The organism is Virgibacillus tibetensis (assembly GCF_036026595.1).
GTDB classification, from domain to species: Bacteria; Bacillota; Bacilli; order Bacillales; family Amphibacillaceae; genus Virgibacillus_P; species Virgibacillus_P tibetensis.
In genome coordinates this window covers 664,571-679,818 of record NZ_JARZFX010000002.1, presented here as the reverse complement: position 1 = coordinate 679,818, position 15,248 = coordinate 664,571, and the positions used below count along the sequence as shown (strand labels likewise).

The window sequence follows — 15,248 nt, the reverse complement described above, 5'->3', positions numbered from 1 at the left end:
TCCTCGACCAGCGCTAACCTTCTCCTAAAGTGTTCAACTAATCTGAGGCAAGAACGTTTTTGTTAAATTTCCCCAAGCTTATCGTGGATGGACAAGCTACTCTAACTTTTCTAATGAGAAAGCCTTTACATTTTTGAAAATGTATTTTATAATAAATTTAACTGGTTATAACCACTATAAATTCAACAGATTTTTTAGTATCAGATCTAGGAGGTGGCAATCTACAATTGAATAAAAACAGTAAAGTTCCGCTGTACTTGCAGCTGATAGAGAATTTAATAAAAAAGATAGATGCACAGGATTACGAGGAACATCAAAAGCTGCCTTCAGAACGTGAACTGTGTGAGATTTATAATTTAAGTCGAATTACTGTTAGGCAAGCACTGCAGGATTTGGAACGCGAAGGTTACATTTATAAGCTGCATGGAAAAGGGACCTTTGTTGCACCAAAGTCAATTAATCAGAATCTGGTGAAGCTTTACAGTTTTACCGAGGAAATGAAGGAAATGGGAAAAACCCCGACGACAGAAGTTCTATCATTTAAAGAAATAGCGGTCGATGATAGGCTGGCAGAGAAAATGGAGCTTGTGCCACTGGACGAGGTTTTTCAGGTTGTTCGACTGCGACTGGCGGATGGGGAGCCTTTAATGTATGAAAAATCCTATTTGCCAAAGAAATTCTTTCCTGACCTAACAGCGGCTGATATGGACCAGCGACCGATGTATGATATCTTCCAGGATGATTACAAGGTTGGTGTGACAAAAGCAATTGAACGATTTTCCGCAACAAGTGTGCGGGAGGTAGAGGCAAAGCACCTGGGAATGATGATGAATAATCCTGCAATGCTAATTAAACGCTTTGCTTTTCATGAAAATGAATTAATTGAGTACACGATTAGTGTGGCTCGAGGAGACAAATTCGACTATACCGTGGAATTAACCTAACAGCTCTATTAAGTTAAAACGAATGTTAAGACTTAATAGAGTATATTTTCAGAGTAACTGGTAATGACAACATAACCACATGAAATAATGAAATAACCTAACTAGAATAAAAACTGGAGGATGAATATGTTTAATCTAACAAAAGAAGAACTGGAAAAAAATAAGGGAATAAAAACGGCTACTGAAATTCACCAACAGCCAGCTGTATGGAAGGAACTTGTTTCAACGCTATTTCACAGTAAGGATTCATCAAAGGAATTTATTGAGTCCATTTATACAAGGCATGAACAAGTACGTGTTATTTTCACTGGTGCTGGTACTTCCGCATTTGTTGGCGATACGCTAGTGCCGGAATTGCGTAAACAAAACAATAAACAGCATGTGCTGTTTGAAGCGATTCCGACGACAGATATTGTTTCCAATCCGAATGAATATCTGTTTAAAGAGGTTCCGACTATTTTAGTATCGTTTGCAAGATCGGGGAACAGCCCGGAGAGTGTGGCTGCTGTTTCGATGGGACAGGAATTGATCAATGACTTTTATCAAGTCGTTATTACATGTAACAAAGATGGACAGTTAGCAAAGAACAGTAAGAATGATGAAAAGAGCCTCGTGGTTTTAACACCTGAAAAGGCGCATGATCAAGGGTTTGCAATGACGAGCAGCTTTACTAGCATGATTCTTACAGCGTATAGCCTATTTACAGTAAATGCGTTTACTGGCAATAATGCGACACAATTGATTGCGAATGCAGAGCGTGTGGTTGATTCGGTTACCGGTCCAATTGACGAGATTCTCAATTTTGATTTTGATCGGATTGTTTACTTAGGATCAGGAGCACTTGGTCAATTATCGCATGAGGCTGCACTCAAGATGCTGGAGCTTTCTGCGGGACAGGTTGTTGCGATTCATGAATCATCCCTCGGGTTCCGTCATGGTCCGAAGTCTATTTTAAATGAGAAATTAGTAGTTGTTCTGTTTATGTCACAGGATCCATACACAAGAAAATACGATATGGATATTCTGCGTGAACTGGCTGCAGATGAATCTGGAATGAAGGTAGTTGCACTGACAGAGAAAGAGGACGAAGAAGTAGAATCACTTGCTGACTGGACACTGCATGTTAACCACAGTAAAAAAGACGTTTCAAGCGATTTCTATCTGGCGTTATTATACGTAATCTTCGCCCAGACACTCGCATTAAAAAAATCAATCCAGCTAGGAATCACACCAGACAACCCAAGCCCCGACGGCCGAGTAAACCGCGTCGTCCAAGGCGTAACAATATACAAATAGAGGAGGTGCCTGTCACTTCCCGAATTTTGTCGAATAGTGATAGATAGCTAGAGTAAGAGGAGCTCTTGGCTTCTCTGTACAAAGAATGATAACCCTTACAATAAAAAAATACAGCAAGACTAAATTTAGCGTTGCAAACGAAAGGATGATCAGCATGTCAGGACCAAATATTTTATTAACAAGAATCGATAATCGTTTAATTCATGGCCAGGTAGGAGTTACGTGGGTGAACCATCTTGGTGCGAACTTAGTAGTAGTCGCCAATGACAAGGTTTCGAAGGATGTAGTACAGCAAAACTTGATGGATATGGTACTTCCGGATGTGATTCAGGCTCGCTATTTTTCATTGGAAAAGACAATTGACGTTATTCATAAAGCTTCCCCACGTCAAAAGATCTTTTTAGTAGTAAAAGACGTACATGACGCATTGGCATTAAAAGAGGGCGGTGTACCTATCGACCATCTGAACATTGGGAACATGCATTATGAAGAAGGCAAGAAGCAGGTTTCATCCACTGTATCTGTTGATGACAAGGATATTGAAGCATTCAAACGTTTAGATGAATTAGGTGTAAACCTCGATTTAAGAAAAGTCCCTAATGAAAAAGGCCAGAATATTTTAGACCTGTTTTAAAATGGCTGTTTTCTAGATGTTGGGATTGCGGTTACCAGCACCATTGAAACTGCGGTTTAAATTTTCGAGGAGTCTACGTGTATTTTCCTGCGCTGGTAATTGTTCATTTATTCCTGAAGTAAACATGCACTCAACTAGCAGCTGGAATATGCGAGACTCCAGTGGGAACAGCAACATGTGAAGACCCCGCAGTGAGGAACGAGCGAGGAGGCTGAGTAGTTGCCCACGGAAAGCGAGTATCTTCCAGTTGCGTCAGTTAGAGAATCTTGCTTAATACTACTGCAAAGTTCAACAACGCAATTTTAGCAACAGCATCAAACCATACGCGAAAAAAACAAAATATACAAGTAGATAAATTTAAAGGAACGGGAGGGATTCGTTATGTTAGTGGAGGCTCTTTTAATTGCTTTATGGGCCGGTATTATCGGTATTGACCTTTTTAACGGATTAACACATATTCACAGACCAGTGGTGACTGGTCTTGTGGTTGGGATTATTTTAGGTGATGTTACAACAGGCTTGATTGTTGGGGGTACCCTGGAATTAATCTGGATGGGAATGGTTCCTCTTGCGGGAGCACAGCCACCAAACGTGGTTATCGGTGGGGTAATTGGTACGGCGTTTGGAATTATCGTCGGACAGGATCCCAATGTGGCGGTTGGTGTGGCAATTCCATTTGCCGTGGCTGTACAGGGATTGATCACATTATTCTTTACAATTTTTGCACCGATCATGCATAAGGCCGATAAGTTCGCCCTCGACGCGAATTATAAAGGGATAGAACGGATAAATTATCTCGGCTTGGTAATCTTGTTTTTCTTCAATGCCATTATTGCATTTTTACCAATTTATTTAGGAGCAGAATCAGCTGCGACCCTGGTCGAGTCAGTTCCAGAGTGGATTATTCACGGACTGTCTATCGCAGGAGGAATTATGCCGGCAATTGGTTTCGCAATGCTTCTGCGCATTATGATGAAGGTCGAATACGTCATGTTCTTTATTGTCGGGTTTATCCTGGCAGCTTATTTGCAAATGCCGATTTTAGCTATCGCTCTTATCGGGTTAGCGATCGCATTGTATGATTTTTACCAAAATAAGAACAAGCAAGGACCAACACCCCGAGGGGAGGAAATAACCGATGGAATCTAATCGATATACGTACGAAGATACGTCGCCAGCCGAAGACCTACAACCGAAACAGCTGCGTCATCTGGCATGGAGATCCTTGTTACTACAGGCATCGTTTAACTATGAACGTATGCAGGCAGCTGGTTGGCTGTACTCAATCCTTCCAGGGTTGAGACATGTGCATAAAAATAAAAAAGATTTAAGTAAATCGATGAAAGACCATATGGAATTTTTCAATACGCATCCCTTCCTGGTTACTTTTATTATGGGGATCATCCTGGCGATGGAGCAAAAGAAAGAAGACCGGGAAGCTATCCGCGGAATTAAGATTGCTACAATGGGACCCCTTGGCGGTATTGGGGACGCGATGTTCTATCTGACACTATTGCCGATCACCGCAAGTATTGGTGCATCCCTGGCGGTAGAGGGAAATATTATGGGACCATTTGTGTTCCTGATTATGTTTAACGTGATTCACTTTGGTGTTCGTTTTGGCTTAATGAGCTATGGTTACAAAACGGGTGTTAAAGCAATTGCTAAACTAAAAGAAGGAACGAAACATGTGTCACGAGCTGCGTCGATTGTTGGTTTAACAGTAGTCGGTGGACTAATTGCAACATACGTTACGTTTCAAATTGATTATATCTGGACTTCAGGTGAAGCAGAATTAAATGTGCAGGCAGATATTATGGATCAAATCATGCCGGCAATGCTGCCGCTAGCTTATACACTTTTAGTATATTGGTTCTTGAAAAAAGGACGTTCACCACTCGTGCTTATCGGTCTTACCGTACTGGTAGGTCTGCTTGGATCCTTCTTTGGCATCATGTAAGTTGAGTACCATTTCTTTCAGTAAAAGGGTTACGTTTTTCCACTTGGTTGGAAAGCGTCCCTCCCTTTAACTGATTGAAATCCACACCATGAAAGGATGAAGAAAATGATCGGAATTGTATTATCAGGTCATGGCTCTTTTCCATTTGGAATGCTTGAGTCTGTGCAACTGATTGTTGGAAAAGTTGAGCAGATTGAGGTAATCCCATTTGAGGAGGATGCCGATAAACTGGAGCAGCTCCTCACAAAAGCGATTGAAAAGGTAGACACTGGTTCTGGCGTTGTTTGCTTTACAGACTTGGCTGGTGGCACTCCATTTAATGTAAGCTCACGAATTGCTGCATCGAAGGAAAATGTTCGTGTTGTGGGTGGGACGAATTCACCTATGCTGCTAAGTGGACTGTTTCAGCGGGAGCTTCTGCTTGAGGATTTTGTAGATAAAGTGCTGACAGATGGAAAAGAAAACATTAAACAATTCGAGGTTAAAGCGAAAGCGGCTCAGAAAGATACAGATGGCATTTAAGTAACTTTAACTCAAAAGGAAGCATGTGCTATGAATTATTATATTAAAGCAGATCGATTTCTGTTGGAACAAAAAGAGAATTATTATTGCTATTTAAAAGTGGAAAATGGGCGATTTGGTTTGTTTACTAATGAAGTTCCTGCCACAGCCGAGGTTGTGGATTGGAGCGGGTACACCATTGCCCCTGGTTTGTTCGACACGCACATTCACGGAATCAATGGCCACGATATGATGGATGGCATTCCTGAGGCAGTTCACGCTGTATCAGAAGCAATACTGTCACTTGGAGTTACGCGATTTCTGCCGACAACATTGACGTCTTCGAAAGCGGATTTAGACCAAGCCATTCGTGCTGTTACAGAAGCGGTGAACAGTGGTTTACCTGGTGCGCGATCGGAAGGTATTTTTCTGGAGGGTCCGTATTTTACGGAAAAACATAAGGGAGCACAAAACCCTGCTTATTTCCGTGATCCGAGTATGGATGAATTTCAGCACTGGCAGCAGCTGGCGGAAGGTTCTATTGTAAAAATTGCTCTGGCTCCTGAGCGCGAGGGTTCAGTGGAATTCATCCGTTCGATGAGTGAAGCAGGCATCCTGGTGAGCATTGCCCATACGGATGCAAGCTATGAATGCTGCACGAATGCAGTAAACGCGGGCGCACGTAATTTTGTCCATTTATTTAATGGCATGTCAGGTCTCCATCACCGTGAGCCAGGGGTTGCCGGAGCGGCACTGACACAGGATCATGCTTTTGCTGAATTGATCTGTGACGGTTTTCATGTCCATCCGGATGTTGCTGCGATGGCACTACGGACGAAGCAGGACAAACTTGTATTAATTACGGATTGCATGCGCGCAGGATTGATGCCGGACGGGGAGTATCAGCTTGGCGAATTCCCAGTCATCATGCAGGACGGAATTGCTCGGACGAAGACGGGTTCCCTGGCAGGCAGCACCTTGAAATTAATTGAGGCTGTGAAAAATTTGCAGCAATGGAGTGGCAAACCATTGACTGAAATCTGGCATCGCGGGTCACTTTCACCGGCAATGAGCTTAGGAAAAGAAAAGGAATTAGGCAGCATCCAACCCGGGAAAATAGCGGATTATGTTGTGCTGGATAATAACTTACATGTACAGGCAGCAGCTGTTGAGGGAGTAGTTAAATACCGCATTACAAAATAACACGATTCAACGAGGAGGAGCATTATGGGATACGTACACAATACGAAGGAAATGCTTATTAAAGCAAGAAAAGAAGGGTACGCGGTACCTGCGTTCAACATTCATAACCTGGAAACGATCCAGACAGTTGTCGATGCTGCAGTTGAAATGAGATCACCCTTAATTCTGGCAGCAACACCTGGAACAATGAACTATGCAGGTCGTGCTTACATTCAGGCTATTGCTGAAGTGGCGGCGAAAGAGAATGATATTCCAATCGCTTTGCATTTAGATCATCATGAGACCGTGGAATCCATTGAGGAATCCTTGGAGCTTGGTACAAAATCGGTAATGATCGATGGTTCACATGGAACTTTTGAAGATAATATTGCGCTTTCTAAACAAGTTGCAGATCTGGCACATGCTAAAGGTGCGACGATTGAAGCGGAGCTTGGTAAATTAGTTGGTCAGGAAGACGATTTAATTGTCGAGGCAAAGGATGCGGCCTACACGGACCCTGATACTGTAGTGGAATTCGTGGAACGCACGGGTATTGATTCCTTGGCAGTGGCGATCGGTACTGGACATGGTCTGTACGAAACAAAGCCTGATCTGGACTTTGACCGTTTGGAAACAATCAAAAATCTGGTTGATATTCCAATCGTATTACACGGTGCTTCCGGTATTTCCAAAGAGGATGTACAAAAATGTATTTCTCTGGGCTGTGCAAAAGTAAATATTTCAACCGAATTAAAAATCCCATTTTCAACAGCATTGCGTGATCATTTATTTGCGAATCCGGATGAAACGGATCCGAGAAAATATATGAATCCTGCAAAAGCTAGCATGAAAGAAGCAGCAATTGAAAAAATTAAAATTTGCATGAGTGATGGCAAAGCATAGATATAGTAGGGGAGTGAGGTCCTGATCTCGCTCCTCGTTGGAAGCGTGGTGGAAAGATTGATTTTAACGATTACATTAAACCCATCTGTTGATATTAGCTATAAGCTTGACTCTCTTTCCCTTGATACGGTGAATCGAGTCAATGATGTCTCGAAAACAGCTGGTGGTAAAGGGCTGAATGTATCCAGGGTATTGCGGCAGCTGGGGCAAGACGTTGCTGCAACTGGTTTTCTTGGTGGCAGTTTGGGAGACTTTATTCGAGTGGAAATCGCTAAGCTAGGCATTGGTGATTTGTTTGTTGGTATTGATGGAGATACCCGTAATTGTATTGCGGTCATTCATGAGGCGCAGCAAACGGAAATACTGGAGGCTGGCCCTGCCGTCAATAAAGGAGAAGCAATTCTGTTTCTGGAAAACCTCTCTGCCCATATTCAGCAAGCGGATGTTGTCACCATTTCCGGCAGCTTACCCAAGGGAATTGCGGATTACTTTTATAAAAAAATCCTTGAAATAACCGCTGAGGATAACACACCAGTGCTACTGGATACGAAGGGTGAATTACTGGCTTGTACGCTAGAAGGCACGAGCAAACCTTATTTAATAAAACCCAATCAGGAAGAACTGGCAGATCTCGTCGGCAGGAAGCTGGAGACTGAAGCGGAAGTTATCAACGCAATGCACACCCAGCTGTTTGAAGATATTCCATGGGTGGTTGTCACACTTGGAGCAGACGGCGCTATCGTGAAGCATGGCGATACTTTCTACAGAGCAAGAGCTCCAAAAGTGAATGCCATTAATCCCGTTGGCTCCGGAGACTCCGTCATCGCTGGATTCGCGGCCGGAGTATCTCGCGGACTGGTTGATGAAGAACTCATTAAATTCGGTCTGTCCATGGGCGTGCTGAACGCAATGGAAGAAAAGACCGGCCATATTGATCCAGAAAAAATCGACTGGTGCATTGGTGAAATGCAGATTGACGTGTTGGATAGATGATAATATTGGGACAGGCCAGCGTGATACGCTGGCCTGTTTTTTTGGTGGGGTGGGGCGGGAGAGCTGACCGATCGGCAATACGCTCGAACCGATCGACAACAAGCTCGGACCGATCGGCCGCACGCTCTGATCGATCGCCAACAGCACCGAACCGATCGGCCGCACGCTCTGACCGATCAGCAACAGCACCGGACCGATCGGCAATGCGCTCAGAACTCGGGGCAAAGCCGGATATTCGCTGGACCAACTACGCTGAACCAATCCGAGAGCATTCTCCATCCCCAATCCAGATTCCGCATGGACTGCCTCATAATCTATTTTGGGCTTTTATCACAATGGAAGTTAATTAATTAAGTTGCTTACATTGACTAAACTCATTAACTATATCTCCAGGCATATCGGCAAACTGACCAGCAAAAATAAACTATCAAATATTAAAAATAAACGTTGCCATGCCGGGGTTTCAGGTATATAATCATTTCATTAAGATTCGCAATATTAGTGAAATGAGGAGAAAGAATGAAAAAGTGGATTGCCGTTTTTATTTTAGTTGTATTAGTAATTGGGGTAATGCCAGACGCATCAAATGCACAACAGAGTAAGGATTTTGATAGTAAATTGAAGACATATTTGGGGCAAGTAAGTAAAGAGCGAGGGTTTACGGTCACAAAAGCGGATATTGAATATTCTTTGGCACTTTACGAGTTCAAGTTAACTTATTTTGATACTGTTCAAGAATTAAGCGATTTTTTAGGTGAGGTTATTAAAAAGGATTATAGTAATCTGACGGTTATATACGAAGAATATCAGATTGATAAAGCGGGTTTGATAGAATTGCTTGAGGAATATGGTGAAACCCTTGAGGATTACGTATTTATAGATGATCTGTCGCAGGCGGTAGACTTTTTTGTAGAAGAGAAGATAGAGCGCGATCCGAATTTTGATAAGAAACTGGAAATCTACCTTCAGGAAATAAGTGAGATCAGAGGTTTTCAGGTAACACGAAAGCACTTAGAAGAAGCATTGGCTGTCTATGAGGGAGATCTTGTGTACTTTAAAACAATAGATAGATTAAGTGAATTTCTGGGGGAAGTCATTCAAAAGGATCTGGGAAATTTAGTTTACCTGTACGATGAATACGAGTTAACTGAACAAGAATTGCGTGAAATTCTCAAGGAAAATGGGAAAAATTTGAATGATTATATTTTCATGCATGATTTGGATTACGATTTAATTTCCTTTATTGGCTGGGATTATTGGGATGAAGTAGACCTGTTTTCAGAGGTGTTGGCACTGCTGCAGCAGGACTACGATTTAACGGACGAAGAAATCGACCGACTAATTGAACATCTCCTAAGCATTGAAGAGGATCTGATGCAGGAAGATACATTAGATAGACTCTTTGATCTAGCATGGCGATTAGAAGCTTTTGGGGATTTTGAGGCTGTAACAGAGCTGACAGAGGGCCAAATTATTGAGCTAATTTCAATCTACAGAGAGTTCCTGTCTATTTTTCAAGTAAAGATTGACTTCAGTCTTATTAAATCGGGTTCAGAAACATCGCTCTCTGTTATGGAATTGTTTCGAATGAACGAACTAGTAAACGCTGATTTAAGGATCAGTATTTATAACTTAGAAGATGAGTTTCTTGCTGATTTAATTATCACCGGCGAGATGGTGGATTCGGAGGCACTGCACAAGGTGGGCGGTGCTATCAATAACGATTTGACTGAAAAACCAGCTCCAGCAAAGCCACTCAAACAACTGGATAACGCAGAAAAAGTTACTGCAAAAACAGTTACTGGAGCTAAACTACCTAAAACAGCATCTGATTATGGAACGAATGCGATGCTTTGGTTGTTGTTTACCTTGGCGGGAGTAGTTATGTTCCGTAAAATTGGGAAGGCATAAAATGAAATATAGAAATGGCACCGGTACTCGAAAGCGCAGAGTGTTGCTAATTATTACCGCGGTAATAATTGTTCTTGGTCTGTCGTTCGCCATGGCCAATGGGTATTCATTTTTTAAAGGCTATGTGATGGGAGGGGGGAGCTCAGAAGCTGCCGTGAAAAAGAATGATAATACAGTTGCTGAAACTGAATTGCCGGCTGCAAAAAAGGAGCTTGGAAAAAATGCTGATAAAGAGCTGTACCCGATGCGCCCTGAAATTGGCGATCATATCGGAGAGCTCTATATTCCAAAATTAAATGCTGTTCTTCCCATTTATCACGGAACAGATGACGATGAACTGGAAAAAGGCGTAGGTCATTTCGCTGGGAGCGTGCTGCCGGGAGAAGTCGATAATGCCGTTCTTTCCGGTCACCGTGATACGGTATTTCGGAGGCTGGGGGAGGTGGGGGAGGGTGATGAGCTGATTGTCACCACCTCTGCTGGAGAATTTACGTATAAGATACAAAAGGTTCGTATTGTCGATGCGGATGACCGAACTGTAATTGTTCCCAAGCCACGGGCAACGCTGACTGTAAGCACCTGCTATCCTTTCGACTTCATCGGATCAGCACCAGACCGTTACATCCTATCCGCCTATCTTATATCAGAAAAACTAAAATAGCCTGTATTCAGGCTATTTTAGTTTGGTTATAGATTGATGGTAGTGCAAGTCGGGAGAGCGCAGTACTCAAACAGGAGACACCAGCCTCAGATCGGGAGAGAGCAGTGTTCAAACGGGAGAGAGTAGTGCTCAAATGGGAGACAGGAGTGTTCAAACGGGAGAGAGTAGTGCTCAAACGGGAGAGCGCAGTGTTCAAACGGGAGACACCAGCCTCAAACGGGACACAGCACCTTCAAGTCGGGAGAGACCAGGACCGATCGACAACAAGCCCTGACCGATCAACATCAGCACCTGACCGATCGGCAGCACGCTCTGACCGATCAACAACAGCACCGAACCGATCGACAACAAGCTCGAACCGATCAAAACAGCCCCGGATCGATCAGTAGTACGCCCTGACCGATCGCCAACAGCACCTAATCGATCAGCAACAGCACCGGACCGATCGACAACAGTACCTAATCGATCAACACCCCCCTCGCGTATAGTTTCCACCATCTTACTTATCCTAAAACTAAAAAGCTGCGTGCTATTAAATTATGTCAACATGTTCTTTGACAAAATGGTGTTTTGATTAGATTGATAAGGGTGGTGCAAGCGCTGTACTATTAAGATATGGAATGGTTAGTTTATTATATTTTTTTAATTCAAGAGGAGAGGTTTATATATGGCTGAAAACAAGGGTTTTCGAGCGAAGATACAGCGTTTCGGTAGTTATTTAAGTGGTATGATTATGCCGAATATTGGTGCGTTTATTGCTTGGGGTATTATTACGGCGTTATTTATTCCGGATGGCTGGTGGCCAAATGAGGAGTTGGCAACATTAGTTGATCCGATGATTCTATACTTATTGCCACTTTTAATTGGGTTTACCGGTGGACGAATGGTTCATGGGTTACGTGGTGGGGTTGTAGGTGCCACTGCTACGATGGGTGTTATTGTCGGAGCGGATATCCCAATGTTTTTAGGTGCCATGGTAATGGGACCGTTAGCTGGGTACGCAATGAAAAAGATAGATGAATTGTTTCAGGATAAAGTTCGTTCTGGATTTGAAATGCTTTATAATAATTTCTCAGCTGGTATTTTAGCTGCAATTTTAGCTGTATTTGCGGTATTGGGAATTGGTCCTGTAGTAGAAGGATTAAATAGAACATTAGCTGCTGGTGTAGAAGTAATTATTAATGCCGGGTTGCTGCCATTGGCAAATATTATTATTGAGCCGGCAAAGATTTTATTTTTAAATAATGCAATTAACCATGGAATATTAAGTCCGATTGGGGTTGAACAGGCTTCAGAGGCAGGGAAATCCATCTTGTTCTTACTGGAAGCAAATCCTGGGCCTGGACTAGGTATCCTGCTTGCATTCGCTGTTTTTGGAAAAGGTATGTCGAAGAGCTCTGCATCAGGGGCTGCGATTATTCAGTTTTTCGGTGGGATACACGAGATCTACTTCCCTTATGTTTTAATGAAACCTGCATTGATCTTAGCAGCTATTGGTGGGGGAGTTAGTGGTGTATTTGTATTAACTATTTTTGATGCAGGATTAGTAGCACCGGCGTCACCTGGAAGTATTTTTGCAGTGCTTGCGATGACATCACAAGGAAGTTATCTGGGTGTAATTCTAAGTGTGATTGTTGCAGCAACTGTTTCCTTCGTAATAGCTGCATCTATTTTGAAAACAAGTAAAATAGAATCAGAAGAAGATTTATCATCAGCGGCTGGTAAAATGGAAGAAATGAAAGGAAAGAAAAGCTCTGTAGCTGGATCATTAACTCAAAATGCTGAAGAGGCTGCATTCGACAAAGCTTCAGCTGATGTTGAGGTAAAAAGTCCAGATGAAATTAATAAAATCATTTTTGCTTGTGATGCAGGAATGGGCTCAAGTGCGATGGGATCGTCGTTATTAAAAAATAAATTTAAAAAAGCAGACATTGATGTGTTTGTTACAAATAAAGCGATCAATGAAATACCTGATGATGCAGACATCGTTATTACTCACAAGGATTTAACAGATCGTGCAAAAGTAAAAATACCTAGTGCGGAGCACATATCTGTAGAAAACTTCCTAAATAGTCCTAAATACGAGGAGTTAATTGAAAGGTTAAAGAAATAAGCCAGCTTACCATTCATTTCGTGGAGGTGAACAGCTTTGTATTTGCCGGCTCGCGTACGTAAAGTGATAGAATTTTTGTTACATGCAGAAGAAGATGTAACAGTTAAAGAAATCGCTAAAGTTCTTGAAGTAAGTGAACGAACGATTCACCGGGACCTTAAAAGTATTGAAAGTATCGTCTTTGACTATAATTTGGAGCTGCTGAAGAAGTCAGGGGTAGGTCTTCGCATTACAGGGGATTCGAGTGACAAGCAACAATTGGAGATGGCACTATCGAATACAGTATCCCCTGACTTTACACCTGAAGAACGCCAGGCGATTATTTTATCAACACTTTTTGAGACGAATGAACCAATAAAATTGTTCGCCCTTGCAAATGAGTTGAAAGTTACGATAGCTACGATTAGTAATGACCTGGATCAACTGGAAGAAGAATTAGCAACCTTTCACCTCCTGTTAATTAGAAAAAGAGGATTTGGAGTGAAAATTGAAGGGGATGAAGCGGATAAACGTGCTGCGATAAGTAATTTAATTTCAAAGTACGTGGATCCATTTGACTTCGTTTCCCTTTTAAAAGAAAACATCCAGAAAAAATCGACACATCAATTAACTGTTATTTCAAATCGATTATTGGGTTTAGTTAATCCAGAAAAGCTAATCACGATTCAAAAAAGGGTGGAAGAAGCAAGAGATGAATTACCACATGATTTAGCTGACAGTGCTTATGTTGGATTAGTCGTTCATCTTGCATTAGCAATTGAACGACTCCAAAAAGGTGATAAGATAACGTTTGATCAAGCGTATAGGAAGCAAATCGAAGGAACGAAGGAATATGAAATCGCCAGTAACATAATTCGCGATTTGGAAATATCCCTTTCCATGACTATACCGGATGATGAAATCGGCTATATAACGATGCACTTATTAGGGGCTAAATTGCGGGTTGATCAAAATTATTTAATTGAAGATTCGAGTCTGGATATTGCGTTTAAAGCAAAAGAATTAATCCAGTATGTCAGCACACATCTTGCTGTTGATTTTACAGAAAATGCTCCACTACTAAGTGACTTGGTAGCCCATTTGAAGCCAACAATCTATCGGCTAAAACAGGGAATGAATATCAAAAACCCAATGATTGAGGAAATTACGAGCGATTATAATGATCTTTTTCATTTAATTCAGGCCGGTGTTAGAGAAAAATTCCCTGATATGGAGTTTCCTGATGATGAAATTGGCTATCTCGTACTTCACTTTGCAGCTTTCCTGCTGCATGGGGAAATAGATTCCAATTTACGTGCTTTGGTCATATGCTCAAGTGGAATAGGGACAGCGAAAATGCTTGCCACAAGGCTGAAGCAATCTGTTCCAGAAATTAAACACGTGGAAAATAAATCATTGTTTGATTTGGATCATTCGGGTGCAGATGACTATGACATCATCGTATCGACGATCCCACTAAAAGGATTTGACGGTGACTATACGCTTGCTTCTCCCATGTTGACACAATCAGAAGTTCATCGTATTAAGAAATCAATTAGAAAAAGAAAACTTATCTATAAGCCAAAACAGGTAACAAAAAAACCTGTACTAGAAAAAACGCAACAGGAAGAATTCATTCCATGGCTGGAAGCGATGCAAAATTATTCAAATACAATACTGAATCTGCTGCATGCTTTTAAAGTTAAACCAATCACAAAAAAACAATCGATTGAATCCATCCTGCGCTCGGCTTGTGATGAATTAGAAACTAGTCAAATTATAGTAAACAAAGAAGATATTTTTAAAAAGTTATTGAAAAGGGAAAAGATAAGTGGATTGGGAATTCCAAATACTTCCCTTGCGCTTTATCATACGCGATCACCTAACGTAAACAGACCTAGCTTTACGATCTATTCATTAAGTCATCCAGTAACTGTTCATGGTATGGATGGTGAAAATATGGAAATGGATAAGATGCTCTTAATGCTCGCCCCTGAAAATATACATCAAGAAGCGCTGGAAGTTTTAAGTTTTCTCAGCAGTATTATTATCCAAGGTCAAGAGAGTATCAAATTGTTTGAATCAGGAAACGAAGCGCTAATTAAACAATTCCTATCAGAACAATTTTCGGAGTTTATAGTGGGAGTTCAAAGAGAAGGATAAAAAGATTC

Annotated in this window: 14 protein-coding genes; all 14 read left to right on the top strand. The window is 41.7% G+C overall.

All coding sequences use genetic code 11. From position 1 onward, the window contains the following. Positions 1-227: 227 nt before the first annotated feature. The 14 genes from QGM71_RS07965 (at position 228) to QGM71_RS07900 (ending at position 15,240) form a co-directional block, all read left to right on the top strand. On the top strand, positions 228-944 hold the full coding sequence (locus QGM71_RS07965; RefSeq protein ID WP_327606988.1) for a GntR family transcriptional regulator: 717 nt from the start codon (positions 228-230) through the stop codon (positions 942-944). A 126-nt stretch (positions 945-1,070) separates the two neighbouring features. Further along, positions 1,071-2,240, top strand: a complete 1,170-nt coding sequence (locus QGM71_RS07960) for an SIS domain-containing protein (protein ID WP_327606987.1) — start codon at positions 1,071-1,073, stop codon at positions 2,238-2,240. Positions 2,241-2,394: 154 nt separating this feature from the next. Further along, a complete protein-coding gene (gene agaV, locus QGM71_RS07955) occupies positions 2,395-2,874 on the top strand; it encodes a PTS N-acetylgalactosamine transporter subunit IIB (RefSeq protein ID WP_327606986.1) in 480 nt (159 codons plus the stop codon). A gap of 381 nt (positions 2,875-3,255) precedes the next feature. Continuing rightward, on the top strand, positions 3,256-4,023 hold the full coding sequence (gene agaW / locus QGM71_RS07950; protein ID WP_327606985.1) for a PTS N-acetylgalactosamine transporter subunit IIC: 768 nt from the start codon (positions 3,256-3,258) through the stop codon (positions 4,021-4,023). Then, entirely contained in the window at positions 4,013-4,834 is an 822-nt protein-coding gene (locus tag QGM71_RS07945) for a PTS system mannose/fructose/sorbose family transporter subunit IID (RefSeq protein WP_327606984.1), read from the top strand. Before agaW ends, QGM71_RS07945 begins: the two co-directional genes overlap by 11 nt. Positions 4,835-4,939: 105 nt before the next feature. Further along, complete coding sequence (locus QGM71_RS07940) at positions 4,940-5,356, top strand: PTS sugar transporter subunit IIA (protein ID WP_327606983.1); 417 nt, start codon at positions 4,940-4,942, stop codon at positions 5,354-5,356. Between the two features lie 30 nt (positions 5,357-5,386). Further along, complete coding sequence (gene nagA, locus QGM71_RS07935; RefSeq protein WP_327606982.1) at positions 5,387-6,538, top strand: N-acetylglucosamine-6-phosphate deacetylase; 1,152 nt, start codon at positions 5,387-5,389, stop codon at positions 6,536-6,538. A 24-nt stretch (positions 6,539-6,562) separates the two neighbouring features. Then, on the top strand, positions 6,563-7,420 hold the full coding sequence (gatY, locus tag QGM71_RS07930) for a tagatose-bisphosphate aldolase subunit GatY (protein ID WP_327606981.1): 858 nt from the start codon (positions 6,563-6,565) through the stop codon (positions 7,418-7,420). A 57-nt stretch (positions 7,421-7,477) separates the two neighbouring features. After that, positions 7,478-8,413, top strand: coding sequence for a hexose kinase (locus QGM71_RS07925; RefSeq protein WP_327606980.1), 936 nt, complete (start codon positions 7,478-7,480; stop codon positions 8,411-8,413). A 519-nt stretch (positions 8,414-8,932) separates the two neighbouring features. Further along, entirely contained in the window at positions 8,933-10,324 is a 1,392-nt protein-coding gene (locus QGM71_RS07920) for a processed acidic surface protein (protein ID WP_327606979.1), read from the top strand. A gap of 1 nt (position 10,325) precedes the next feature. Further along, complete coding sequence (locus QGM71_RS07915; RefSeq protein WP_327606978.1) at positions 10,326-10,985, top strand: class D sortase; 660 nt, start codon at positions 10,326-10,328, stop codon at positions 10,983-10,985. 188 nt (positions 10,986-11,173) lie between these two features. Then, positions 11,174-11,374: a hypothetical protein gene (locus tag QGM71_RS07910; protein WP_327606977.1), complete on the top strand. Its 201-nt coding sequence runs from the start codon at positions 11,174-11,176 to the stop codon at positions 11,372-11,374. Positions 11,375-11,652: 278 nt separating this feature from the next. After that, a complete protein-coding gene (locus tag QGM71_RS07905; RefSeq protein WP_327606976.1) occupies positions 11,653-13,098 on the top strand; it encodes a PTS mannitol transporter subunit IICB in 1,446 nt (481 codons plus the stop codon). Positions 13,099-13,134: 36 nt separating this feature from the next. Next, positions 13,135-15,240, top strand: coding sequence for a BglG family transcription antiterminator (locus QGM71_RS07900; protein ID WP_327606975.1), 2,106 nt, complete (start codon positions 13,135-13,137; stop codon positions 15,238-15,240). Positions 15,241-15,248: the final 8 nt, after the last annotated feature.

Excerpts from the sequence above, each read along its gene's own strand:
- QGM71_RS07960 (WP_327606987.1), top strand. The coding sequence starts at position 1,071 with ATGTTTAATCTAACAAAAGAAGAACTGGAAAAAAATAAGGGAATAAAA.
- agaV (WP_327606986.1), top strand. The coding sequence starts at position 2,395 with ATGTCAGGACCAAATATTTTATTAACAAGAATCGATAATCGTTTAATT.
- agaW (WP_327606985.1), top strand. The coding sequence starts at position 3,256 with ATGTTAGTGGAGGCTCTTTTAATTGCTTTATGGGCCGGTATTATCGGT.
- QGM71_RS07945 (WP_327606984.1), top strand. The coding sequence starts at position 4,013 with ATGGAATCTAATCGATATACGTACGAAGATACGTCGCCAGCCGAAGAC.
- QGM71_RS07940 (WP_327606983.1), top strand. The coding sequence starts at position 4,940 with ATGATCGGAATTGTATTATCAGGTCATGGCTCTTTTCCATTTGGAATG.
- nagA (WP_327606982.1), top strand. The coding sequence starts at position 5,387 with ATGAATTATTATATTAAAGCAGATCGATTTCTGTTGGAACAAAAAGAG.
- gatY (WP_327606981.1), top strand. The coding sequence starts at position 6,563 with ATGGGATACGTACACAATACGAAGGAAATGCTTATTAAAGCAAGAAAA.
- QGM71_RS07920 (WP_327606979.1), top strand. The coding sequence starts at position 8,933 with ATGAAAAAGTGGATTGCCGTTTTTATTTTAGTTGTATTAGTAATTGGG.
- QGM71_RS07915 (WP_327606978.1), top strand. The coding sequence starts at position 10,326 with ATGAAATATAGAAATGGCACCGGTACTCGAAAGCGCAGAGTGTTGCTA.
- QGM71_RS07905 (WP_327606976.1), top strand. The coding sequence starts at position 11,653 with ATGGCTGAAAACAAGGGTTTTCGAGCGAAGATACAGCGTTTCGGTAGT.